1 protein-coding gene is annotated in these 1439 nt (G+C 37.0%); it reads right to left on the bottom strand.

Features of this window, described 5'->3' with window-relative positions:
• Window positions 1–57: 57 nt before the first annotated feature.
• A partial coding sequence (locus tag QM536_04150) for an ATP-binding protein (GenBank protein MDI9356205.1) occupies window positions 58–1439 on the bottom strand: 1382 nt, incomplete at its 5' end.

Here is a 1439-nt window from a genome sequence, read left to right as displayed (position 1 = left end):
TTTAGATCCCATCCCTTTATTTATGTGTTATTGCAGCATGTATGTTTTTTGTATGGGTTATCTGATTTCATTGTCATATTCTAAAGCATCTTTAAAATCCTCGTACTGCCAACGGAGAGCCATTCCCTCTCCATTACTTTTTTTCTGTATAAGATTATATACTACTGTTTCGCTTTGCATATCTGCAAATTCTTTGGTAGCCAGCACCTCTTGAAGGTACTGTATGGTTTCTTTGCTGTGGGTAGTGATAAAGAACTGCACCTTCATGTTTTTTGCAAAAAAGAGAATATTTTTCCAGAGCAGCTTATGTGCAGAGTAGTGCATTCCGCTTTCTATCTCATCTATCAAAATGATATTATTATTTTGAGACGAAACAAAATCTATGAGCAGGTTCAGGAAATGCTTCACCCCATCTCCCAAGAGCTGTATTGGTATTTTTTCTGTATAATCTTTGTGTTTCACATATAACCCATCTGTGAGAAGAACCAAATTCTGAATCTGTGGATAAAATTCTTTCAGCTTTTCTACCACTGTATGTTCTTGGGATTCTTTCATTATATCGGAGTACTTCTCATCCATCTCTTTTTCTGAATATGTTCTGTAAGAGTTATACGATGCAGAGAAACGCTCTTCATAGACATTCTCTGTTTCTGAAAAAGATACCTTATTATCTTTCCAAGCATGTTTACACGAATAGTTGTTCTCCGCAGTGCCTTTTTTTATGCTCAGGTGTATATCTATACCCTGCAACTCTCCTTTTTTTTTAGAAGATATTCTCTCTTCTGCATACAGGGGAGAGAGTTCTACTTCCCTCATGGTTTCGTCTCTAAATTGTAAAACCATTTTGGGTTTGATAGTAGTATCCATATTATGAAAAAAATACTTATACTCATCTGCCGACTGTATTTTCATATTTCTCAATAGATACATTTTTGGAATGAGATCTGCATCGGAGACCAGAGCAGAAAAGTAGAGACCCTCTAACAAGGTGCTTTTGCCACAGTTATTTTCCCCTATTAGGAGGTTTACCTGCTTCAGCTCCTGTATATCCATATTCTTAAAATATTTGAAATGGGAGAGAGAAATTGCTTTGACAAACACAGCGCTTCCCTCCTCTTCCTCCTCTCCAAAGGTATAGATCATGTCTTCCAATTTTTGCTTCTCTTTTTTTTGCATTTGGACTTTGCCTAAGCATTCTCTGTAAAATTCTTCCATCCGAAAGTAGAGAGGTAAGGTTGCTTTCGTATCGGGATGTGTATCGTAGAGATTTTCGGGCAGATTCCAAATGGTCTTTGCTGCCTGAAAGAGCGTATGAGCATACTCCCACTGCTCTTTCCATGTATCAAAGAACCGAAAAGCAGCGTATTCTTGAAGTTTTTTCCATACAGGATTTTCCTTATTTGTTGCATGGAGGGTTTGCATACTCTTCTTTATAAAAT

Source organism: Chitinophagaceae bacterium (genome assembly GCA_030053935.1).
Taxonomy (GTDB): domain Bacteria; phylum Bacteroidota; class Bacteroidia; order Cytophagales; family JASGCU01; genus JASGCU01.
This window is presented reverse-complemented; position numbering and strand designations above follow the sequence as displayed.